The sequence below is a fragment of the Bacteroides sp. ET336 genome (assembly GCF_024733815.1).
Lineage (GTDB): Bacteria > Bacteroidota > Bacteroidia > Bacteroidales > Bacteroidaceae > Phocaeicola > Phocaeicola cellulolyticus.
In genome coordinates, this window is the sequence record NZ_JANRHK010000001.1 from 372749 (window position 1) to 396831 (window position 24083).

Here is a 24083-nt window from a genome sequence, read left to right on the forward strand (position 1 = left end):
TTGAACATGAAGAAATTTACAGTTGCAGATTTCGGTCTCAAGACTGACGGCCTGCCACAGGAACAGGCTACGTTTATGAACAACATCACTAAGATGATGTGTGATGTTATCAACAAGGCGATGGAAGGTACTATCTCGTCTGAAGACATGGAAGAAAGACTCAAAAGTCTTAATGATAAGCTGAATGGTTATGACGATGTACAGTTCCAGCAGTTGAAGAAAGATAACGAAGAACTGATTAAGACAGTCAAAGGTCTTGGTGATACTATCGAGAAGCTGAAATCCAAAGGTATCGGCATGGATGTTATCAACAAGTTCGATGAGAAGTTGAACGAAATGCTGGATTCTGAGAAATTCAAGGAGTTCGCAAGTGGTAATTGCCGCAAGTCTGGTGTATTTGATGGTTTCTGCCTGAAGGATATAGTATCAATGACTGACAACTATGACGGTGACCATCTGATTACCCAGCAGCAGAACAGAGTAGTATCGCAGGTAGCCAACAAGCGAATCCACATGCGTGATGTATTGACTACATTGCAGGGTGATCCTAAGTTCCCTAATCTTGCGTTTACTCAGGTGTATGACTTCGACCGTAACGCACGTTATGTGACAGAAAACGGAAGATTGCCTGAGTCAAGTATCAAGGCTAAGGAAGTGCAGACAGGTACAAAACGTCTTGGTACTCACCTCCCTATTTCCAAGAGAATGCTCAAGAGCCGTGTATTTATCCGCTCATTTATCTTGAAAATGTTGCCGGAAGCTGTATATCAGGCTGAAGATTGGAATATCTTGTTTGGTGACGGTAATGGAGAAAATCTGCTTGGTATCGTCAACCATACAGGTGTTCTGCCAGTTGAAACAATCATCTCTGATGTCTATGTAAGCGGTTCTGCCGGTTCTGTGAAGTCTGTTTCAGGATATAACTCCAATAAAGACACAGTCGTAGAGTTTACAAATCCTCAGGATCTTATCCTCGATGGTATGACAATTACCTTTACTGGTGCTACTGGTCTTACAGCTCTGAACAGTGCTAACCAGCTTGTGAAGATGAATGACCGTCAGATTCTGTTGAAAGGTGTAGCTTATACAGAGGAAACTTCGACATCAGATATGACTTTCAAGGTCAGCAATGGCGCATTTAAGTCTGTCGAAGAACCTAACTCTCTTGATGTTGCCAAAACAGGTTTTGCTGTGATGACATACGCACAGTACACGCCGAATGCTATTGCATTGAATCCTATCACAGTAAATGCTATGGAAAGTGAAAAGGATACAACCGGCCGTAACCTTGGTATAATCCAGACAATAAATGGTGTTAAGTATATTGCAGGTCGTCCAATTATTGAGACAAACAACATCTTGCCTGGTAAATATCTGATTGGAGACTTTAATGTTGCGGCCAGCCTTGTTGATTATACGTCATTGACGCTTGAATGGGCAGAAGATGTAGAAAGCAAGTTGAAGAATGAGATTGTCTTGATTGCTCAGGAAGAAGTTATCTTCCCTGTATATATGCCATGGGCGTTCGCTTATGGTGACCTGGCAGCACTTAAAGAAGCAATCACTAAAGCCTGATGCCTATGTATTTGCTTAATGGAGACGAGAAGGCTCTGAAATCAGTTATAAAAGAACAGCGTATCCGTATTGGCCGTGGGTTGATTACTATCACCCCGGTCTCGGAAGCTGGGCTTGTTCCGGAAGAGGATGTCAAAAAGACATTCGAGAGCCAGCAGAAGATTATTGACAATCTTTCTGCAAAGAATGAGAATTTACAGAAGGAGAATGAAGAATTGAAAGCAAAGATAGCAGAACTTGAAACACACTTAGATGATAACAAAGATGTTGAAGATGCAGACTCTAAAGAAGTTGAGCAAACCGACACTAAAGAGGTTTCTGCCGAAGATGAAAAGGCAACCGTTGTTCAGGACGAGAAAAAGGTTTCTGCTACGAAAAGCAAAAAATAAGGAATTACCATGTTGATTGATGTGTCATATTTTGTATCAGGACCCCGTCATATCCAAAATGCCTCAACATCAAAGACGGCCGGTGCCGATTCTTTAGCAGTAACAGGTCATATCGAAGCATACATTAAGGAGTTGCAGCCTATTTTTTTGGAAGCGATGCTTGGTGTAGAGGAAGCCAAAATAGCAAATAAATTCATTGAACAAGCTACGTGTGACAATGATTATTTTGCCGTAGAATTACTGGATAGAACAGACGATGATAAGTATTGGACTGTTTTGAAACAATTAAAAGAGCCATTCGCTGATTATGTACTGTTTAATATCCTTCGTGATGCCTCTTCGCAAGCTACAATTACAGGAAATGTAAGGCTTAAATGTGCTAACGAATATGTTTCGCCTATCAAAGCACAGGTTATTGCATGGAACAGGATGGTTGATGCGAATGTTAAATTCATTCTGTGGGCACGTGAAGGTAATTGTCCTATACCATTAGAGACACAGACTAATATGTTGAACAGGATAAACCAGTTTAATCTATGAAAGGTATTGTGGAGCTTCTAGGGGATGTTGTTAAGGCTACGGGCCAGAACCTAAGTATAACCATTCCTGTTGATGTAGAAAATGATAAGTTCGAAATGATTGAGAATCCCAACCTTAATTACATTTTCGGATCTGCTCAGTACATCAAGGATAAGCTGGATGAATATAGCAAAGTTCCATCAATGTCGGAACGTAAATTCCCATTGGTGGCTTTGTTCTGTCCTGTAACCGAAAAGCGTGATAGCATTGATTATCACGCTAAGGTTACATTGAACATTTTAATAGCTTGTTCGTCAACCAAGAGTTGGAGCAATGAACGTCGCCTACAGGCTTCATTCATTAACATTCTTAGACCTATTTATAACAGACTTATAACAGAGTTATTGAATGACGATAGGTTTGATATAGAATATGACGATATCATTCCGCATGATTATTCCGAGAACTATTCGTATGGCAGATACGGAGCATACACAGAATCCGGTGAGGAAGTGAGCGAGCCTATTGATGCCATAAATATCCGCTCGATGGAACTGAAAGTTAAAAATCAAACTTGTAGATAATATGAGAAAGACAAGAATTTGCGATTCCGCAGAAATGAACACTGGTGGTTCTGCCTGCAGTGTAGATTGGGGAAAAGTCAAAGGTGCTATTATTGTCGAGCATGGTAAGAAGTTACCGGCGGACTTGACTCCGGAAAAGCTGGCTGAGTTGTGCCATGCAGACAGACCCGAGAGAATTTATCCTATCTTAACCTTCGTTGAGTATGCAAAAAGCGGTGGTGAAGCACAGGTTAGTGCTGTTGGTTATGGTCCTAACCAGTACAACGGCCTCAACGCTCAGACGGATACATTCACTTTGGCACGTTTCGATGAAATGCTTAATGCAGAACTCCTTCGTTGTGCCAACAAACAGTGGGATGTCTATTACTGGGATAGCAACAAGATGCTTATTGGTTATAACGATGGAACAGATGAGCTTGCCGGCATTCCTATGTCTGCAATCTATCCTAGTTCTACTCCTTATAGTACCAGCGGTGCCAAATCTAGCATGACAGTTAACTTCGCACACCTTGACGCTGAGGATAGTCAGTTGAACTTTGACTATGTGAAGCTAGATTTTAATCCTGCAAGTGTGTTAAAGGGCTTGACAGAGGTTATGCTTGTAGAAGCAAGCAGCGGTAAATATAAGGTTGTAGAGTGTGTTGGTGGGTATGACAGAACAGCAGAGTTTGCCGATGCGCTTTCTACTGGTGCAGAGCAGGTGTTTACAGGGGTAACATCGGCAAGTTATGAAAACGGTTTGATTACCATTACTGCTGGTGAAGGTGAAATCTCAGTGAAACAGCCGTCTGTCTTGTACACTAACGATATCAAATGGGTTGAATTTGTCAAAATTGTAAAAGCGTCAGCATGAGAGTAGATGGAGTAACCTTCGTTGTGGCCGAGGTTAAGAAGGTCACGAAGGAAAAGTTTATTGAGAACCATATCGGCGTACTGTGGCAATCCATAAAGGAGGGCGACAGGAAAAAGAAACTGTCTGATGTATATGACAGTATCGTTGGCAAGCCTAAACAGGAGGTAGCCGCTGCCGAGACAAGTAAGTAGTTGGTAAGTAACTGAGCCGGGCATTAGTCCGGCTTTATTTTTATTGTTATGGCTGATTTTGAGAAACTGGAACATTCTGTTCATAGTATAGTGGCTGGACTAGAGAATGCTGTTGCCGAATGCTTGACGCAAAAAAAATCTGTTGTTGAAGATTTGATAGGCGAACAGTTGTATTCGGGACTAGACGGTGACACCAACAGTCTAAGGCCTTCATACTCTGACGACCCGTTCTTTGACATAAAGGGAAGATGGTACCACGATTCGGACGGTTATATCGAATGGAAGAAGAATATAACCCCTCCAATAGCCAGTCCGCGCCTTAACTTGCCGCCACGACCGATAGATGTTCCTAACCTTTATATTACGGGTACCTTCCATGAGAGTATCCGTGCTACTGTCAATGGTGGAAAGGTTTTAATAAATACAGTAGGTTTTTCAGATGGTCCGGACATAGTCAGGAAGTATGGTGACAATATCCTTAACCTTGGTATGGATGCCAGGGAATATATAGTATTGGAGATGCTTAAACCTTTTGTTGGAAATTTCTTTAAAAAGTATGGATTCTGATGGGATGTAGTTGCGAAAACAAGAAAAAAATGTCTGATTATGAGCATGTAGCCATGCTTGCCAAGAAGGCAGCCGTTATGGAAGGGTGTGTCTATGTGATATACCGGAAGAAAGACGGTACTTATGCCTTCGATAAAGAAGGCACAGAGATAGATGGTACTATTGTTGAATATAAACATTATTTGTAATGGCCGAGATTAAATTAAAAGATTTCGTTGATGAGGAATCATTCAAGAAATTAGTAGAACTTGATGAGAAGATAACCAGTATAAAGGGTACTTACACTAAAGCTGCAGAGGAACTTGCAAAAGGACTGACAATTGAAGTCAGGTGTAAGGGAGACCTTGATAAGTTGCAGAATGTCTATAATACCCAGATGCGTAATGTATCATCTGCATCTGATTCATTGACTGGAGCTTTGAAAAAGCAGTCTGAGGTTGCTGAGCAGTTAATGAAGAAAATCAAGGAGAAAACAGAGGCTGAAAAGCTGAGTACGAAAGAAGTGAAGGAACTTTCCAAGGCTACCGTAGAAGCGTCTAAAGCCGTACAGCAGGCTGCTAAGGCAGAGGAAGCAATGAATAAGGCACAGAGGGCAGCAAACACCACTAGAAAGGCTGCAACTATGACTGAGGAGGAACGTATCCGCACTATTAAGGAAGCACTTGCTTTGGCAGATAAACAGGTACACAGTATTGATGAAGCCAATGAAGCCAATAAGAGATTGCGCCAGGCTGTTAAGATGGTACGTGATACAGATGAAGGTTATAAGGATACGTTAGGAAAGCTTAATGCTACCATCGGTGTGAATACTGACTATGTGAAACGTAACAGTGACCGATACACCCAGCAGAAGATGAATATCGGTAATTATACCGAAAGCATTAAACAAGCGTGGATGGAACTTAATAACCTTAATGACTCTATGCAGAATCTTGGTATCATGGGTGGTGGTTTTGGTAGTTCTTTAGGTGCACTCGGTGATATAGGTGGTATATTTGAGAGTATAAAGGGGTATAGTTCCGTATTCAGTAATAAGTGGTTGCTGGGGCTTGGTGCTATAGGTGGTGGCGCTGCTTTAGGTTACGGCTGGTGGGTAAACTATAACAAGGGACTGGTTGAAGCTACCAGATTGACTCAGCAGTTTACTGAAAAGAGTGGTGACGATCTGAAAGAATATAGAACAGAAGTACAGACGATTGCAGATTATTACAATAAGGATTTCAGAGAGGTTCTGATAGGTGCCAATGCTGTATCAAAGCAGTTTGGTATTGATGCCAGTGAAGCTATTAAACTCATTCAGGATGGCTTTATAGCTGGAGCAGATGCAAACGGTGAGTTCCTGGATACATTAAGAGAATACCCTGCATATTTCAAGGAAGCCGGCATCAGTGCTGAAACATTCATTGCTATAACCGCACAGGCTGCCAAGTCTGGTATATACTCGGATAAGGGTGTTGATGTTATCAAGGAAGGTAATCTTCGTATCCGTGAAATGACTACGGCCACTGCTGATGCGCTGGAAGGTATAGGAATATCTGCTACTGAGGTTCAGGAACAGTTGAAGTCAGGTCAGAAAACAACTTTTGATATAATACAGATGGTGTCAGAACGTTTGAATGAATTGCCGGACAGCGCGTCTGTTGTCGGTACTGCATTGGCTGACATCTTCGGTGGTCCGGGTGAAGATGCAGGGCTCCATTATATCAGAACATTGAAGGATATTAAGACAAACCTCAACGATTTGAAAGCAGATGCAGGTGAAGTTGGTGAAGCGCAGGAAGAATATTTGCAGGCTCAAAAGGAATTGGCAACAGAGGTTGCTAAACTCTTTGATGCGACAGGTGGTGCATACGAGAGCATGGTTGCGAAGGTTAAGACTTCCATAGCATCTATGACATCAGATCTTGTAAAATTTGTAAGGCAAGGTATTGAAAGTATAGAAGAAAGGTCAGAAAGAGAAGAGTCGGAAGCGCGTACTGATGGTGAAAAATCCGGAGTAATAGATGTTCAGAAACAATATGACATTATTAATAGGGCGGCTGAAAAATATGAGGCAGATGGATTAAGTAGGGAGGAAGCTTTTAAAAAGGCAAAGGAAGAAAGGTTGTCTATCTTAAAGAAATCTCTTGAATACGAGGAACAGAATCTTAAGGATGCCGTTACTTTGAATGAAAAATATTACAAGGAGTACCAAGATGCCAGCTTTTGGCGTCAAGGAGTAGGGCTTGACCGTACTAATAATGAGATAAATGCGGATATAAAAACATCATGGGACGCAAGAATGTCTGCTCAACGTGGTTATTCAAGTCTCAGCAAACAATATGAACTTGTAGGTAGCTATCAAGATCAGTCTGTAAATAAGAAAATCACAGGTGCAGAAACCGCAGATGAGAAAACAGCACGTCTTGAAGCCGAGAAAGCATTGCAGGAGTCACGTATCGCATTGATGGATGAAGGATTGGATAAAGAACTGGCTGTTATCAGTAATGGCTACCAGCAGAAGATTGATGCCGTCAAAGGTAATTCGTCTGCAGAAATAGCACTGAGAAAATCCCTTCAGGAGGAAATGAATAAAGCCCTGTCAGAAGCTACAAAGAAATATGAAAAGGAGAGGGCTGATACTGACCTACAGAACAGACTGGCAATAGCTGAGGAAGGTAGCGAAGAAGAATTGTCTATACGTCTAGAGATACTGGAAAAGCAGAAAGAAGCTGAGATTAAGGCTGCCGAAAGCAATGGCGCTGATATAAGCCTCATCGAGCAGAAATACTTGAATGAGAAACGTAAACTTTATGAAGAGTATGCAGCTGATGAGGTAGAAGAAATAGCTAAATCTGCCGCGGCACAACAGGTTGTACGTAATGCCATGTACAATTCTGAAATGAAGGATATGGAGAAGGCTTTTGCGGCCGGACTGATTAGTAGGGAAGAATACGAGAACAAGAAAGCTGAGATAACAGAACGGTTCTCTATTGATACTGCCAAGGCTGCAGTGTCTTCACTCGAGGAACAGTTGTCAGTAGAGGAACTGAGTGCTGACGACAGAGAAGCCATTGCCGAGAAGTTGCAGAAGGCTAAGGCTGATTTGGCAAATGCTGAAGCTGATGCCGAGATTGCAGCTATTGAACGAATAAAGGATAAGGAAGAAGAAACCTATAGGAAAAGAATAAAGAAAGCACAAGAGTGGCTTAGTATTTCCTCTGATGCTATTGGAACTGTCGGAGACTTGATGTCAACATTGTATGAAAATGATATTGAGGATATAGAGAAACAGCAGGAAGCAAACGAAGAAGCCTACAATGCAGATGTTGAAAGAATTGATGCCCTTGTTGAGAATGGTGTATTGAGCACCGAAGAAGGTGAAGCACGCAAACGTGCCGCAGAAGCTGAGACAGCGAAGAAGAATGAGGAGCTGGAGAACGAAAAGGTGAAGTTACAGCAGAAGCAGGCTAAATGGCAGAAAGGTGTTGACATAGCACAGGCTGGAATAGCCACAGCTCTTGCCATCACACGAGCATTACCAAACCTTGTACTTGCGGCTATCGTTGGCGCAATGGGTGCAATACAAGTCGCCACTATAGCTGCGACACCTATACCTGCATATAAGGAAGGTACCAAGAACGGAGGACATATCGGTGGTCTTGCTATCGTAGGTGACGGTGGTAAACAGGAAGTAATAGTCTATGGAGGAAAGGGATGGGTGACACCTGATACGCCTACTATTGTGGATTTACCAAGGGGTGCGGAAGTATATCCGGACATCAATACCTTTGACGACTTAAATCTCAGCCTCAACCCGATTAATGATGATAAGGGTGGACCGGTAATAGTCAATGATTACAGCGAGTTGTCGCGTGAAATGAAAGCAGTGCGTTCTGAGTTGAAGAAAATGTCACGTCTCCAGCACAAAGACGCATACAATGCCAGATTTGAAAACTATAAAAGAAACAGATTATGATAACGACGTTGAGTAAAATGAAACTGTCTGATTTCATTGAACTGTTATGTGGAAACAACTATGTTCTAAAAGACAGTGAAAATGATAAGGATGAAGATATTATGAAAATGGCAAATGAACTGATATATACATACCAGGGAATAGTCAATCCGTCCGGACTGGAAACAATCCTTCTTGAAAAGGAAGAGAGGTTGAAAATTCAGTACAAGCTGTCGATTTGTAAGGTTCTGAAAATACTTACCGGTATCAGCGCGTGGGAAGAGGTAGGTGGTGTCTTGAAAAGTCTTGGATACAACGATGATAGTAAACAGGATATTGTTAAACGGATAGACAGGATGAAGGCAGAAGCCGAGTATCTAAAGCATAGGCTTGATGATAACAGGAAAGAAACTAAGAAAAGAACACCTGATGATATACGTGCTTCGTTTGACAAGGAAATAGCTTTTCTCATGACGTATTTCAAGATGAATATTGATGTGAATATCGTATCTGCAGGTGTGTATGCCAACATGCTGAGACAGGCGGATATTGAGATTAAGAGGAAAATAGCAAGAAAATAAACTTGCAAATCGAATTTTTCAGACGGGTGGTTAGTAACTATTTTGTAATTCTAATCGCCCGTTTATTATGAAAAATGATGTAAAAAAAGAATTGGCTGAAATAAATGCCAAATGTGACCTTATTATTGAGTTGGTTAATAGCCTTTCGTCAGATCCGGATTTTGTGATAACGAGAATGCGTGAACTAGCATTTAAGCAGAGTGTTGAGAGCAAGGTTAAGAGTAATGTTTGTCTTAAACTTGTACACAATGCTGAATAGTCTGGTCAAGGAGCATTATCAGTGGATAATGCAGAGTGCATTCAAGTATTGCAAGAACAGGATGGATGCGGAAGATTTGGCTGAGGAAACGATTCTTAAGATACTGACGAATAAGCAAAATTACGATGAGAACAAACCATTCAAGCCATGGTGTAGTGTGATAATGCTCAATACATATATCACTGCATACAAACATGATTCCCTTATACATTTTGAGGATGAGGATAAAGCGAAGTATGAGGTGTCTGAGCTTGATACCGAACAGCAGGTAAGGTTGTCTGAGGTGTTGGGCTTCATTGATGATTGTCGTGTGAAATCCTGTTCTGTAGATTGTGTTATGATGTATGCTGACGGATACTCGTATGATGAGATTGCATGTTCGATGTCCATACCTGTTGGTACTGTTCGAAGCCGTATATCGTATGGACGTGATATGCTTCGTAAATATATTGATTATCAAAAAGTTAAATAAAGTTTGTCAGACAAATATGGCGAAGTTTCTGATTGCATAAATTGACTATCTGAACTATCTTTACAGTATAAATAAAATATAAGTCAAACCACAAAAAACAAACATTATGGAAAAGATAAATTTCAGATCAAGAGTTATGAAGTATGCACATCAGTTAGCTAAGTCAACTAAGAATTCATGGAAAATCTGTATGCTCAAAGCATGGGAACTTTACAGGTTAGCAAAGAAAATGAGACAGGGAATCGTTAGGTTTGCCTTCCAAAAGGTTGACGGTTCAATAAGATATGCTAATGGAACATTATATAATTTCCCTGCCGGAACATCGGTTAACGGGAAAAAGATGACAAAACCAAGCTATAAGACTTTTGCTTACTTTGATGTCGATAAGGGAGAGATGAGATGCTTTAAGATTGAAAACCTTGTAACAGTTTATTGATATGAACAGTTTTATTATCAGTGCTCAAGGGGAAATTATAACTGTTTCCCCTTTGAATGGAAGTTATTTCTCTCTAGTAGAATTGCAGAATGCTGTTAAAGGACTTTTTGATGTTGTTCCAATCAAAAGGAACGTCGGTCCATTAATTTTTAATGAATTTGACAAAGAGGGTTTTGAAATAGAACTTACTGATGAATACATTATAGTTATCAATGAGGAAGGTAAGTTTATAACTCCGGAATTTAATTACATAGCCACAGTGTTGGCCACTAAATCAAAATCTATAATACCGGGGGACTGGATAGCAGGTGACGTATTGATATGTCCGAGTAAAATGGTAAAATAGAAATATTGTTGTAAGTGTTTGATTATCTATGTATTAGGCATATTTGTTGTTTTCAAGAAATTAGGCAATCCGTGTATGGGTTGCCTTTTTCTGTATATTTGTTTGAACACAAAATGATTATTATATGATTTGTAAATATTATCTAATGATTGGTAGTGAAAAGGTTGACATTAACAGTCAATCCTGCATTGACGTGTCGTCTATGATAGCCAATTTGAAAGACATCAAACTGTCATATAATAGAATTGATTACGGTGGTATTACTAGGAAATGTGGAAGTAACATTGAGTTTGTCGGAAACGCTCGCGACGTTTTGATTGAACATTTTACAATTAACGGACTTAATTCAATAGCTTCTTTTGCGGTTTATGGGATAGAAAATGACTGGACCTATAAAGAGATATTTTCATGTCCTTTGGATTTTTCTACATTCACCTATGATTCGTACAGAGTAGAACTAGGATGTCTTGACAACTCTGTAGCTGCGCTTATAAAGGCTAATAAAACTACAAAGTATGAGTATCCAGTAGAAGATATTAAAGAATCTTTTAAATTGTCCTATGACCGTGTAAGTATTCGGAAAGAAGTTACAATACAGGCTATTGGTAATAAACAATTGGGAGGCGAAGATACGTACACAGAAATAGATAAAAATGTATGGTGGTTTTATCCGCGCATAGGTGTAATCAGCAGTGATACTCCAAATAATGAAAGTATTACATTTCAGGATAGTGAGGAAACATTTCAGACCGATGGTACTCCAATGATATGGGGTATGCCTGGGTTGAATAAAACTGATATTTATTTTGTGGAATGTCTGAAAGACTGTGTTGTTTCGATAGATTTCACGCATATTGGTTTAAATGAATCTTTAAGAGGTTGTGTCCTGGCAAAAGTTTCGGGTAGTAGTGTTACCCCTTTAAACTGCGGTTATTCAAACGTAATGTCTAGGGATGAGAATACACGTCCATCTGCAGTGAAATGGTCTGGTGGATTGAAGAAAGGCGAAAGGTTGCAGTTCGCAATTTATAATTATGGCTATGGGAAGTTGGATGGAGGTGTTACTTTTAAAGCTCACCAAGATGGTTATATTTCATGGAATGACAGACAGGAACCGTTATACTTAGATGTTATTAGTCCGGAAGTTTTATTAGGGAAAATTCTTTCATCTATATGTCCTGGTTTAGATGTTAGATACAAAATTAAGATGACATCAGCTGATGGAACAGACAATACAAGATTAAAACAAACGATGTTGTGTCCTGCAGAAAGCGTGAGACAGTTCCCATCAGCAAAGGTATATACCTCGTTTGATGAATTTTGTAAATGGATGGAAACTACTTTTGGTTATGTATATCAAATTGAAGATTTATCTGAGAGTGATGATGAGTTCTTACTGTCTAGTATATATGATTTCACGTGTATATATCATGCTGAATATTCAAAAAAGATAGGTGATATATTGTTTCGTGAAAGGGAGCCTGGTATGTATGGATATTTCTTTGAGGTTATATCAGAAGCAAACTTGGAAAGTAGCTTTGATTACGATTTTGTTGGTAGTGAAAATTTTCAATCTCAAGAATGGGGTAACGATCCTTTTGGAATAAAAGTCCATACGGACAGATTATATCGCAGTACTGAAGATAAGGTTATTTATTCTGCCATTAACTATACAGAACCTACCTATACTTCAGGAGCAAAATACCGTTGGTATAGTGAATTAAAGGAAGCCGTTATAGAAAATGTAAATGTATCTAGGTATGTAGATACTGTGGAATTTGGTTCTATTATTAATGAAACTGTTACAGAAGCCGGTACTTATAATGGAGAGGTTGCAATTGAAAATATCTGTTATTGTAGGAAGAGCATGAAGTTTATGTATCTGTCAGATGGTCAATATTATTATCCATTTACAGGTTCGGACAAATATAATAATGGTGATGTTGTACGTGATGATATGATGTTTATAAGTAACGATCAGAATTACATTGTACTTAAAGACTGTCTGGTTAAATGTACGGTAACAGAAAGTGATGTAGATGACACCAAATACCCTACTGTATTTTTCAAGCATAAGAACGAGGTGTTTGACAAATCATCTGTACTTTACTTGACTAACGTATCTGATTGTGTCTATAAACTGGCAACAGACAGATTGTATTCCAGATTGACTATTGGATACGAAAAGCAGAATTATGATCTAGGAAATAATGGCAAGGATGAGTTTAATTTCAAATCTGTATATACAACAGGTATTACTTTGGACGACAAAGAGTTGAATATGGTGTCTCCATATCGTGCTGATAGCTATGGTGTAGAGGAGTTGTCCAATAAGATTGGTGAAGAAACAAGCAGTACAGAGAGTGATACTCAGTTGTTTGCCATAAGCTGTGTGAAAACAGATAACGAGTATGTTATCCTAAGAAACAATAGGATAGATGGTGTATCTACAGACAGTATGTTTAATTCGGATTTGGCTCCCATTTTTATGATTGAAGCAAACAAGTCGTATCTTGCATCATTTGCGAAGACGCTAACATTCGTGTCGTCAGAAGGTAAATCTGATGTATCAATTGATGGTAAAAGCGTTTCTGGAAATGTTGAATTATCAGATCCTCTATTTGGTCATGGGAATATCAGTTTTACAACTGATGAACTAGTGTTGCCGGAAGATTGGAATGGTTGCGTTGAGATTCCATGGTATGGAGGGAAGAAGAAGGGGTTTCTCTCGACATTAGATATTAATGTGGCTAATAATGAAGCCTATGAATATGAACTGATTGAAATGATAGAGTAGTATGTATTTTGTAAGTCCGTTTACACCGATTTTTTTTCAACCCAGTACCGATAATAGCGGTATAGGGAGTAGATATATTCAGGTATTTGCGCCTTCTGACGAGATAATGATACAGGTAATAGCACGTTCCGAATCTCGAGCAATCACTGGTGTATTAATCAATTTAGCCAGCAGTGAAGAAGTTAATATTGATTGGAGTATATGGAGTATCAATTCTACTGATAAACTATATTATTATGTATTGAAAGGGCTTCCTGATGGATATTATAAGGTTTCTGTAAATGGCGTTGAATCTGAAATGTTTCATATCACTTCTGACGAATTGGAGCTGAAAGACACAGTCTTAATACAGTATTCAATGAAGGATAATAGAGAGAGACAGGATGCTATCTTTTGGATTTCTGATACTCAACATTTCTTTGATTGGAGAGTTCATGGTGGATTTAAAGATGATGACTGGTCTTTCGGTGTCAATAATGAGCAGTTTACTGATGCAGACAATAATATCAGTGAAATATATTCTGTTGAAAGCCTCAACAAAACATTTACATTAGGAAATTCTTCAGGATGTCCTATATGGTTTGCTGCGATGCTGAATAGAATTCTGTCGTGTACCTATGTATATTTTAACGGCGACAGATATATAAGAATGGAATCAAATATACCGGAAAAGAATATTCTATTGGATGGATATAGAAGCTACGTTTTTAAGCAGGCGTTGACATCTGTTGAAGTTGTTGATTATTCAGAAAGTGACAACCTGTTGAAAATAAGAAGAGTTGATGATGTTAATTATAGGAAAGTCTCTAATAAATTATTAACTATTTGATATGGCGATTACTGGAGAAGATGTAGATATTATTGTTGCACAAGTACTTGAGAGAATTAAGGACGATAGTGTAAGGATAGATGATTTAGCGAGGACTAATGAACTTGCAGGTAAAGATCTGCTCGAATTAAATGGTGGTCGCTGTGTTTCATTGGAGGACCTAAAAAAGTTTATCAAAGGAATAGGTATATATCTTGAAGTGATAGGTAAAAATGACAAAGAGACTATTCCCACGGACAATAATGTGTTTTCTGCGTTAAGGACTCTTCATGAAATTTCAAATAATGAAGAATTATTAAAAAAAATATTCATTCGAAAAGATCAGAAAGATATAACAAATTTTTTACTTGAACTCCTTGGTGGTATAATCACTACCGACATTAAGTCTGATAACCTTATTCTTGGTGCATTAGGTACTGGCTATGGCTTGCTTAAAACTGACTCTACAGGCAAATCTTATTTTGAGATTGATAAATTATTTGTCCGTCTCAAGGCTGTTTTCGCAGCCTTGGAGATTATGGAACTGACATATTCTGGCGGTAACTACATTTTCGGACCTGCTGGTGCACGCTGCACGAAGGTTGAAGAGTTTGAAACTTATTTCCGTTGTTATTTTACAGCAGATGATGGAAGTAAAAAGGTAAAAAATAAATTCCGTGTGGATGACTTCGTACAATGCCGTGAGTTTAATATCGAAGAGGGTGTACACGAGAATGTATCTAACAAGTATTATTGGCGTCGATGTGTTGGTATTGGCGAAGATTATATAGACTTGTCTAAGACAGACCGTGATATGATATCTGATGATGTCCCTGCTGAAGGTGACAATATGGTTACTATAGGTAATATGACGGATGCTTCTCGACAGAATGTTATTATTATATCTGTCTATGGCGAGGGTTCACCGTCTTTTATCCAATATTCCGGTATTAATACTTACAGTCTCGAAGGCAAGGCTAAAACTATAATATCTCCTTCGCGTAATGAGTTTCGTGGTACATTTCTTTTCGAATCCGGCGATGATGTTAAAGGTTATGTTGACGGTGAATTCGCTTCTGTTCGTTCAGATGTAGCACAGCTTAAAATCAAGGATCAGGAGATTGTCTTGTCAGTCTCTTCAGTGCAATCTACTGCTGAAGCTGCCAAGGGCACAGCTACCAATGCCCTTAATACAGCCAATGCCGCTCAAAATACAGCCAATGCCGCACAGGAGAGTATTGCGCAAATTAAAGTACAGGTTGACAATATATCTTTGACCGTTTCATCAGTTGAGAAAAAGGCTGATGATGCTCAGTCTGCTGCAGACTCGGCTAATTCTGCGATAAGTACAGTTAAGACTGATGTCGCTTCATTGCAGCTTCAGGTTGGCAACATCTCTTTGACCGTTTCGTCAGTTGAGGAGAAAGCGGATGCCGCGCAAAGTACTGCCAGTTCTGCAGCGTCCACGGCCAGCAGTGCTTATAATACAGCGCAATCGGCAAATTCTACAGCCAGCTCTGCTGCTTCTACAGCCAGCAGTGCTTTATCCACTGCCAGCTCTGCGTTAGATAAGGCTGAAAATGCTCAAGACGATGCCAGTAGTGCTATCTCTCAGGTCTCATCGCTTAAGGTTCAGGTCGGCAGCATTACTTCTACAGTATCGCGCCTTGAAAATGGTAATGAGCTGGTCAGTATAATCAATCAGACTTCAACAACTATTAAATTGTCAGCTTTGAAAATAGATCTTAATGGCGCTGTAACGGCAAACGGCACATTCAGTATTTCAACAGCAGGTTATATTACTTGTACTGGCGGTACTATCGGTGGTTTTTCCATTTCAAGTAATTCAATTACTTGTGATGGTGGTGGTTCAACATTGTCTATAGGTGTCAGTGGCGGTAAGTTTTTCCGAGTCAATTCTACTCAAGATGACGGCTTTATGAGATTGCGAGCGGATAATGACATATGTCTAGACATCACATCTTACGGGGAGAGTAATTCAGCTATAGGCTTGAAAGTTCGATGTAATGCTGCAGGTTATGGCTATGCTATCAATTCTATTGGCAATGTGCAATTGACTGCTCGTGATGGTGAGTATATCAAGATATCAGGTCTTACTGTCAATTGCAAGTATGTCAGTTCATATCCATACCAAGTTCAGACTTGTGATGATTATCTTCGAGTTGCCGGTTCGTCAGTTATACTTAATTTCCCTCATCCTTGGAATGCCGCCGGCAAGATATATTTTATTCGTTCTGCAGCTACTTCCGGTTCTGCTCCTACGATTAAGTTTACTTGCACGCTAAATAGATTGTTTCGCGCAAGTAATGGTGATATAGTAGATTATATCCAATATTATGACTATAAGCCACGAATACTGATGTCTGACGGTGTCTTTTGGCATGAATTTATAAGCGCATGATTAACTATAAATAATAACACAATGAAAGAGATCGATTTTAGTAAATTAAAGGTACAAATGGATTTTGAAGGCGATGCAGAAGTGTTCGACCTACGTAAGGAAATGGGTAATAACATACGTCGTAATACTGCTGACATAGGGCTTGATGAACTGGCCCGTCAGATATATTTTTCGACAGGGCCAGTCGAAATACCAGAAGAATATATACAACCTGTTAAGGATATTGCTGCAAAGTGCTTTATTGTCCCTGTACAAGAGTCTATTAATAATTTATTATCAACAGATAAAAAATAGGAGGCTATTATGAAACAAATCAGTCAAAGTTTTTCATCCACTTATCAGGCTACAGCTGATACTATTGTTGTTGACGCAACAAAACGTGTTGAAGATGGCCGATATACCGTTTCGGCTACAATCAAGTCAGAGAATAAAAATGTTGGTTCTATCTACATAGATGAGAAACAGAATGTGACGAATATAACATTATTTAATGACGTCGTTTATGCTGAGGATGCGGGTGTCGCTGCAACCCTTGAACAGAATCTTATCAGCTGGATTAAACAATTAATAGATGCTCAGGCTCAGGAATTAATTAGTGAGTAGGATTATGAAAAAGATAAGAATAGGTAAGGATATATTTATACGTTGGGCTATCCTTACAAATGGCGAACCTGTCCCTCTGCAGGGCAGAGACCTGAGACTTGTTATAATTGATCCTCTACGCAGGCGAATTTCAATCTCTGTCTATGACACAGCCGGACATATCCTTCAATTCAGATTCCTCGGATCTGAACAGAAAAGCCTTGGTGTCTATAGCTTTTCTCTTTGGGAAAATTTTGGCAAGGCTGATATGACGGCCGTTGATGCATGTAATGTATTCGAACTGGTATCAACCACATGTCAGGAACCGACAGCCGACATGGAGAGCGAGACCGTAGAATGGCAGAGTAACATTCAGATAGGCATCAAGGGCGCATCCGCATACGAGATTGCTGTCAGCCAAGGCTTTCAAGGAACTGTGGAAGAATGGCTGGCGTCTCTTAAAGGTGCAGATGGTAACAAAGGCAAGTCTGCTTATGAGGTTGCGCTTGAGAACGGTTTTGAGGGTACGGAAGAAGAATGGCTCACTTCTCTTAAGGGTGCAGATGGCCAGGACGGTGGTATTCTATATCCAACATTCGATATATCAGACAATATGGATCTTATTGTGAGTGTTGAAGAACCTCTTGACGAAGAGAGATTTGAGATAAATGATGAAGGTGAACTAATTTTTAACTATTGATTATTATGAAGAAGATTTCTTTAGGTAAGGTCTCCATTGATTGGTTAGGGGAATGGGATAAACAGTATCCCTATAAACGACTGCATGGTATTTCTCATGCCGGTTCCAGTTATGTAGCACTGAAGGATAATGTTGGTGTTGAACCTTCTTCTTCCACTTCAGATACTTGGAAGCTGATAGCGCAAAAAGGAGATAAGGGTGATGCATTCACGTATGATGATTTTACTCCGGAACAGATTGAAGAGTTACAACGTCCGGCTTCAGAAGCAGCCGTTGTTGCTCTTGCAGCGGCCAAAGGTGCTGACGCTTCCGCGGTTCTGGCTGATAAGGCAAGGGAGGCAGTACTCCAAACTGAAACAACTGTTCAGAACAATGAAGCGGTTCGCCAGCAAAACGAGACTGATCGTGAAAGAGGATATATTACTTTCACTCAAAATGCAACAGAACTGATGGGTCAGATGGAAGCTTCCAAAACAGAGGCTGATCAGGCTGCAGCTGCAGCTAATTCTGCGGCAGAGACTACTTTAAAAACAAATGAGGATATCATCAAAGCAGAAACTTCCAGGGTTGAAGCTGAGACTTCAAGAGCTGCTGAAGAGAAAAAACGTGTTTCTGCAGAAACCTCTAGACAGGAAGCTGAAAATTCAAGAAATGTAGCTGAGAATGAACGTAAATTGGCTGAAACAGCAAGAAGCGAAAATGAATCTTCGCGTTTATCCTCAGAAGAAAGCAGGGTAGGAGAAGAAAATAAGCGTAAGGAGAATGAATTGGCCAGGCAGGAGGCTGAAAACTTGCGTGTATCATCCGAAAACAAGCGCTTATCAGCGGAAGAGAGTAGAACTGCGAATGAAAATGCTAGAAAGGCAGAAGAAACAAAGCGTTCCGAAGCGGAAGAAGCCAGAATAACCGAAGAAAACAAACGTGTTGCTGCTGAAACTTCAAGACAGGACGCTGAAAGCTCAAGACAGGGAAAAGAGGCAGAACGTCAGTCTGCCGAGACAACCAGAACTGAGAATGAAAACACAAGACTTGAAAATGAAAGATTGCGTTCTGAAGCCGAACAGTCAAGGAATTCAACTTTTCAAACCTTGAAGGAACAGTCCGAAACAGCTACATCTTCTGCAAATGAAGCTGCAGAGAATGCCAACAAGGCTGCTCAGACTGCAACAGAAGCTTCTGCAGGTCTTGTTGAGTTCGATGGTCGTCTTTCTGCAGTAGAAGAGATTACAGCGGAACTGCAGCTTGCAAAGTCAGACTATGGTGTTGCAGAATGGAATCCGGAAGAGCTTGCTCCGGAAAGTGTTGCTTTTTACGGCCAGAAGGATTTCCTGACCAAATGGAATTTCTATCTTCTTGATACAACCGATAATCAGAATGAGACTACTACGCCTGTAGGCAAGTTGAGACGTAATAACCTTTTGCGTTTTGAGAACGGTGATTTTGCTCCGGTGATAGGTATAACTGAAGCCCAGCGTGCTGAGTGTGATGTCGAATTGTATCTTGATGCAGACCATACACAGAAATATTGTGATGCCGGTACGTTTGATGCAGCTGCTTTCTATAATGAACATGGCATGGCGAAACTGTATAATGTTGAGGGTTCGGAAGTCCGTGTTCTCCGTCCATGGGAGACGACAGAAACAAAATATACTATTGGTATAGGCAGGGAAGATACCGTTTATCTGTTGGATAATGTTGTCGGCACCAGCGGCCGTAAATGGAAGGGCGTATTCACAAAACCAATCTTCTGGGATGGCATTGACCTGAGTAAATATCCTCTTGTTCCTACAGCATTCGGACCAGGTCCTTCATGTACGGTCGAGAAAAAGACACGTAATTTCCTGTTCCTGTATAAGGGTGAAACGAACTGTCAGTCCTCAAAAGGTCAGAATAATCTTTGCACTATGTTTTATGACCAGGAAAAGACTTATCCGCGTGTCAACGATATGCAGCAAATCAACAATATGACATACGCACGTGCTAATAATGCAGATGTCAATGCTCCATATCCTTTTGCCGAAGGGGGGTATCACACTTTGAACACATACATAACGTGTCTTGAAGTATTTTATGGTACAAAATACCTTCATAATGCTTTAATGTTCGGTTCAGGTATATCTTCCAATGATTCCTGCTCAAATGAAGAGAACTGGCTTCAAAACGGTGGTGTTAGGTATAAGAAACATGATGAGACAGCTTGGAAATACGCCAAATGGAATGAACAAAAGGATATATATTATGACAATTCGGGTAAAAGAACTACTTTTACGGTCTTATTAAACATGGAGCATCCTAAGGAAGCCTGCATGGAAAGCCAGATGGCCGTATCATTTGCCGTAGAGACAGGTGTTTCTGAGAATACGGAATTTGATTTCTATGGTTATAAATACAGATATGTATCTGTTCCTGGCACTGACGGTACGGCAAGCATGAATGTACGTCTGTATAAGATAATGAGCCAGACATTCAATGCCTTCGATGCGGAAGGTAACGATGTGGAATGGGACGTAGAGGTAATACTAAGAATGTCATTGTATGGTGGCGTTAACCTGTCAGGTGATATATTCATGTATTGCGGTGGTGGTTACGAGCAGGTTGGTACTTGTCAGTTTACGACAAGTGGTAGCAAGGGTAATCCTATTGATTTGTATTTAGAGCCAGACCAGCGTAAATGGCATACAGAGAAAACCTCTTCACGTGATGATTTAGGTACTTTTGATTTTGAAAGATCTTATATCAAGACAGGTTCATGTACTAATATCGGTGATGGATATTCAGTCTTGAGATCTTCCTATTCCGGTTGGAAACAGAAAGCCGGTGGTAGTATTTCTACCGGTGAGTGTTATTACACTTGGGATAATAATCATTGGTCAACAAAGTTGAATCAGCGTACGCGTATAGCCGCCCGTTTTCGCGGTTATGCTTCTACTAGCTTTTGTTCGCCCCGTGCTTTGCTTGCGCATTCTGTTGTTACGTCTGCTACTCGCTCTAATGGTGGTTCTGCCCAAGCCTTGTTAGGAAGCGCAGCTCCGCTGCAAGCGGAATAAAGGGGCTGCAAGCCCCGCCCTTTTGATTTGAAGGAAATAAATGAAATGAAATAAAATCCTGTTGTCCTGGCACAAGAAAAGCATTGAGACTTTTCCTCTGAAGGTCAGAAAGCAGGTTGAAATAGCGGCAGGACAGAAGCCGCCCGTTTTCGCGGTAATGCTAATAATAGCTATTGTTCGCCCCGTAATTTGAATGCGAATAATGTTGTTACGAATGCTAATCGCAATAATGGTGGTTCTGCCCAAATAGGTTTTTTAAAGATAAAATGAAGGAAGCTGTCCTGTCGCATCCAGAAGTGATGAATTTATAAGACAAGTCTTTTTTTGAGAAAGACGATGGCTCCGGCCATCAATTAAAGCCCGGCTTGAAAAATGGAAAAATTAAAAGAAATTTTCGACGGAATTACATTAGAGGACACCGAATCTGCTGCCTATCGAGCATTCAGAGGACATTCGGCCAAGTCTGATGTCAGACGGTTTGTTAAGGAGTTTCATTACAATTGTAATGACATGTTTAACCGCCTGAAAAATGGTACATGGAGAGAAATGCTAAGTTACAGGTCTCTCGACAAAGTTAATAACAATGGTAAGTTAAGACACTTGCAAAGTCCTTCATTACGTACAAGGATTTATCAGCACCTTTTCCTTAATAAGGTAGAGGATTATTATTTCAAGCGTGACAACCTGAATGGTGTTAACTGCAAACCTGGTTTTGGCATAACTGCCAAGGTCAAAAGTAAATCAGCCGTAAAGCGGTTAAAGCACTATTTCTATGATTGCAGGAACTTGAATTATTATCTTATTATCGACCAGAGGAAGTGTTACGATCATATAACAGAAAAGACTTTCCGCAGAATCTTTAAAAGAATATGTGCAGATAAGAAACTGATTGATTTTGCGATTGGTGTGGGGTTCGTTGATGGTAAACTGCCTATTGGCACACCGACAAGTCCATTGATACATCATATCATGATGCTGTGGTTTGATTATCTTGTCAAATCGATGACAAGATTTTCTGTAAGATATGCAGACAATTGTTTCCTTGCTTTTGAGACCAAAGAAGAAGCACAGCAGGCAATGTGGCGTATCAAGAATTATTGGTGGTATGAACTTGGCATACGTGCTAAGCGACATTCTATTATAATTGCACCTATGGACAAACCATGTGACTTTTGCGGATTTGTTTTTCATCGGAATCCTGATAAGAAAATCAGTGACCACAATAAAGGTTATACTACCATTCGCAAGGATATATTGAAACGCGCTAACAGATGTAGAAGAGATGAAAGCTGGGCATCATACTTCGGTATAATGCAGCATTCAGACTCTTTCCGTATAATGAATAAAATTGAGCAAAAAATGAAACTTACTAATCTAACGTCGAAAATTAAGATTAACAGGCACCTGGATGCACGGAACATTGAGATTAAGGAATTGATTAACAAGAAAATTACAATTTATGATTATGAGATAAGGTATAATTCTCAGAAGGAAGCGAACTGGATAAAGTGTCTTGTCGGTTTTGAAGAAATAATTGAAGGCGAAAAAACAGGTAAGATAGTAGCCCGGGAGTTTCATGGTAACTATCAGGGTATTATCCAGTTCATCAGTATGTGTGAAAAGGAGTTTGGCAAGGCCAATATTCTTCCTCTCGAGGACGCTGAGATAGAAAATCAGTGCGGATACATTTTTAAAGGATCAACTAATCAGTTAAATTATATCGAATAATGATATCAATTAATTACGTCCAAGTCCCTTCTAAAATGGATGAGGACATAAATAAGAATAAATCTACATGGAGAAATGGAGTTTATTTCAAACTGGATGAAGGTAAGTTTGAAACTTATTTTATCGGTCATAAACAGGCTACCATCCTTGAGGATGAAACGGAAAAGAACATAACTGAAGCTTTCCCGGTCAGAGTAAGCAAACCTTATTCTGTAGATAAAGCTGTTGCTTCTGCAGTTATGTCTGCTTATAATCTTCAATCATCTGAAGATTATAACATTTTCCTTGGTAATCTTGCGAATAAGTTCAGGTCAGATTCCAATGATGCTGATGTACTTGCCTATGACAAGTTCACAGAGTGGGTTCGCAGTAGCCTTGAATGCGATGAACTGACTGTTGCCCGTCAGCGTAAAATCTCCGAGATTGATATGTATGACAAATCCAAGGCTGTTGAAGAGTTCTATCTGAACGGTATCGGCATGTGGTATAAGGCCGACAAACGAACTACGATCAGAAATCTCGTAGAATCGTCAGTCAAGGAAGGTAGAGATGAGGTAACACTATGGACTGAAGAAGAGCCTATTCTACCTATTACTGTATCATGTGACCTGGCTCTTGATTTGCTTGCAAAACTTGAAGTTTATGCCGGTGATGCCTTGGCTGTCACGCAGCGGAAAAAGGCAGAAGTACAGGCCTTACAATCTGTTGAAGAGATTAATGCTTATGATATCACGTCCGGATATCCGGAAAAACTAAATCTGCAAATATCATGATACTAATATTTCTGTCTTTAGCTATCATCACATCTTATGTGGGGGTGATGATATTCCGTAACGGAATACCATATTCTATTAGCGACACTTTTTACAGTCTTGATCACAAGGTATGGTTTGGTTTCAGTATGATAAGTTCTGCGTTGTTGCTCATGCCGGCAATTCTCGAACGCACTCCGGAAAGTTATCAGTTCTTGGCATTCTTGATGTGTTCAGGACTATGCTTTGTTGGTGTTGCTCCGAATTTTAAGGCAGGTATGGATAGACCATTACATATTGTCGCTACAACCATAGCAGCGTTATGTAGTCAGGTTTGGGTTGCATTAACACTACCATGGGTATTGTTTGTATGGATTGCGTGGTTAGCGTATGTAGGTATTCGCCTAAGGCAAGTATGGGATGGTGATTTGTGGTATAGTTTTGTAAAGTGCAAACCTCTGTTTTGGGCGGAGGTGATTGCTTTTGGAATGGTTTATACAGTTTTGCTTACGAATTTAATTTCATGAGCAAATAAATA

24 protein-coding genes are annotated in these 24083 nt (G+C 39.9%); all 24 read left to right on the top strand.

The annotated features are described in order from the left end of the window. The first annotated feature begins 6 nt into the window (after positions 1–6). The 24 genes from NW213_RS01800 to NW213_RS01915 all read left to right on the top strand — a co-directional run bounded on the left by NW213_RS01800 (position 7) and on the right by NW213_RS01915 (position 24072). On the top strand, positions 7–1575 hold the full coding sequence (locus NW213_RS01800; protein ID WP_258321636.1) for a phage major capsid protein: 1569 nt from the start codon (positions 7–9) through the stop codon (positions 1573–1575). Positions 1576–1580: 5 nt separating this feature from the next. After that, positions 1581–1964 (top strand): hypothetical protein, encoded by a 384-nt coding sequence (locus NW213_RS01805; protein WP_258321637.1) that lies wholly within the window; start codon positions 1581–1583, stop codon positions 1962–1964. Positions 1965–1973: 9 nt separating this feature from the next. Beyond that, on the top strand, positions 1974–2504 hold the full coding sequence (locus tag NW213_RS01810) for a hypothetical protein (RefSeq protein WP_258321638.1): 531 nt from the start codon (positions 1974–1976) through the stop codon (positions 2502–2504). After that, positions 2501–3067, top strand: a complete 567-nt coding sequence (locus tag NW213_RS01815) for a hypothetical protein (RefSeq protein WP_258321639.1) — start codon at positions 2501–2503, stop codon at positions 3065–3067. Before NW213_RS01810 ends, NW213_RS01815 begins: the two co-directional genes overlap by 4 nt. 1 nt (position 3068) lies before the next feature. Continuing rightward, positions 3069–3920, top strand: a complete 852-nt coding sequence (locus tag NW213_RS01820; RefSeq protein ID WP_258321640.1) for a hypothetical protein — start codon at positions 3069–3071, stop codon at positions 3918–3920. Positions 3921–3943: 23 nt separating this feature from the next. Then, the gene (locus tag NW213_RS01825) at positions 3944–4111 is read left to right on the top strand and encodes a hypothetical protein (RefSeq protein WP_258321641.1); all 168 of its coding nucleotides are present in this window, start codon (positions 3944–3946) and stop codon (positions 4109–4111) included. A gap of 48 nt (positions 4112–4159) precedes the next feature. Next, positions 4160–4678 carry a hypothetical protein gene (locus tag NW213_RS01830; RefSeq protein WP_258321642.1) on the top strand — a complete coding sequence of 173 codons (519 nt, stop codon included), beginning with the start codon at positions 4160–4162 and terminating at the stop codon, positions 4676–4678. Then, positions 4678–4866, top strand: a complete 189-nt coding sequence (locus NW213_RS01835; RefSeq protein WP_258321643.1) for a hypothetical protein — start codon at positions 4678–4680, stop codon at positions 4864–4866. The genes NW213_RS01830 and NW213_RS01835 overlap by 1 nt, the downstream gene beginning before the upstream one ends. Beyond that, positions 4866–8636 carry a phage tail tape measure protein gene (locus NW213_RS01840; RefSeq protein ID WP_258321644.1) on the top strand — a complete coding sequence of 1257 codons (3771 nt, stop codon included), beginning with the start codon at positions 4866–4868 and terminating at the stop codon, positions 8634–8636. The genes NW213_RS01835 and NW213_RS01840 overlap by 1 nt, the downstream gene beginning before the upstream one ends. Beyond that, a complete protein-coding gene (locus tag NW213_RS01845; RefSeq protein ID WP_258321645.1) occupies positions 8633–9196 on the top strand; it encodes a hypothetical protein in 564 nt (187 codons plus the stop codon). The genes NW213_RS01840 and NW213_RS01845 overlap by 4 nt, the downstream gene beginning before the upstream one ends. A gap of 67 nt (positions 9197–9263) precedes the next feature. Next, positions 9264–9455: a hypothetical protein gene (locus tag NW213_RS01850; RefSeq protein WP_258321646.1), complete on the top strand. Its 192-nt coding sequence runs from the start codon at positions 9264–9266 to the stop codon at positions 9453–9455. After that, positions 9445–9927 (top strand): RNA polymerase sigma factor, encoded by a 483-nt coding sequence (locus NW213_RS01855; protein WP_258321647.1) that lies wholly within the window; start codon positions 9445–9447, stop codon positions 9925–9927. Before NW213_RS01850 ends, NW213_RS01855 begins: the two co-directional genes overlap by 11 nt. Before the next feature lie 106 nt (positions 9928–10033). Beyond that, positions 10034–10363, top strand: coding sequence for an SH3 beta-barrel fold-containing protein (locus NW213_RS01860; RefSeq protein WP_258321648.1), 330 nt, complete (start codon positions 10034–10036; stop codon positions 10361–10363). A gap of 1 nt (position 10364) precedes the next feature. Further along, positions 10365–10709 carry a hypothetical protein gene (locus NW213_RS01865; protein ID WP_258321649.1) on the top strand — a complete coding sequence of 115 codons (345 nt, stop codon included), beginning with the start codon at positions 10365–10367 and terminating at the stop codon, positions 10707–10709. 124 nt (positions 10710–10833) lie between these two features. Then, entirely contained in the window at positions 10834–13506 is a 2673-nt protein-coding gene (locus NW213_RS01870) for a hypothetical protein (RefSeq protein ID WP_258321650.1), read from the top strand. Positions 13507–13612: 106 nt separating this feature from the next. After that, positions 13613–14335 (top strand): hypothetical protein, encoded by a 723-nt coding sequence (locus tag NW213_RS01875; RefSeq protein ID WP_258321651.1) that lies wholly within the window; start codon positions 13613–13615, stop codon positions 14333–14335. 1 nt (position 14336) lies between these two features. Then, positions 14337–16736: a gp58-like family protein gene (locus NW213_RS01880; RefSeq protein WP_258321652.1), complete on the top strand. Its 2400-nt coding sequence runs from the start codon at positions 14337–14339 to the stop codon at positions 16734–16736. A 21-nt stretch (positions 16737–16757) separates the two neighbouring features. Continuing rightward, complete coding sequence (locus NW213_RS01885; protein WP_258321653.1) at positions 16758–17030, top strand: hypothetical protein; 273 nt, start codon at positions 16758–16760, stop codon at positions 17028–17030. Positions 17031–17039: 9 nt separating this feature from the next. Then, positions 17040–17339 (top strand): hypothetical protein, encoded by a 300-nt coding sequence (locus NW213_RS01890; RefSeq protein ID WP_258321654.1) that lies wholly within the window; start codon positions 17040–17042, stop codon positions 17337–17339. Positions 17340–17343: 4 nt separating this feature from the next. Continuing rightward, entirely contained in the window at positions 17344–18018 is a 675-nt protein-coding gene (locus NW213_RS01895) for a hypothetical protein (RefSeq protein WP_258321655.1), read from the top strand. 5 nt (positions 18019–18023) lie between these two features. Further along, positions 18024–21065, top strand: coding sequence for a hypothetical protein (locus NW213_RS01900; RefSeq protein ID WP_258321656.1), 3042 nt, complete (start codon positions 18024–18026; stop codon positions 21063–21065). Between the two features lie 372 nt (positions 21066–21437). Beyond that, a complete protein-coding gene (locus tag NW213_RS01905) occupies positions 21438–22793 on the top strand; it encodes a reverse transcriptase domain-containing protein (RefSeq protein WP_258321657.1) in 1356 nt (451 codons plus the stop codon). Continuing rightward, positions 22793–23566 (top strand): hypothetical protein, encoded by a 774-nt coding sequence (locus tag NW213_RS01910; protein WP_258321658.1) that lies wholly within the window; start codon positions 22793–22795, stop codon positions 23564–23566. Before NW213_RS01905 ends, NW213_RS01910 begins: the two co-directional genes overlap by 1 nt. Continuing rightward, positions 23563–24072 (top strand): glycosyl transferase, encoded by a 510-nt coding sequence (locus NW213_RS01915; RefSeq protein WP_258321659.1) that lies wholly within the window; start codon positions 23563–23565, stop codon positions 24070–24072. Before NW213_RS01910 ends, NW213_RS01915 begins: the two co-directional genes overlap by 4 nt. Positions 24073–24083: the final 11 nt, after the last annotated feature.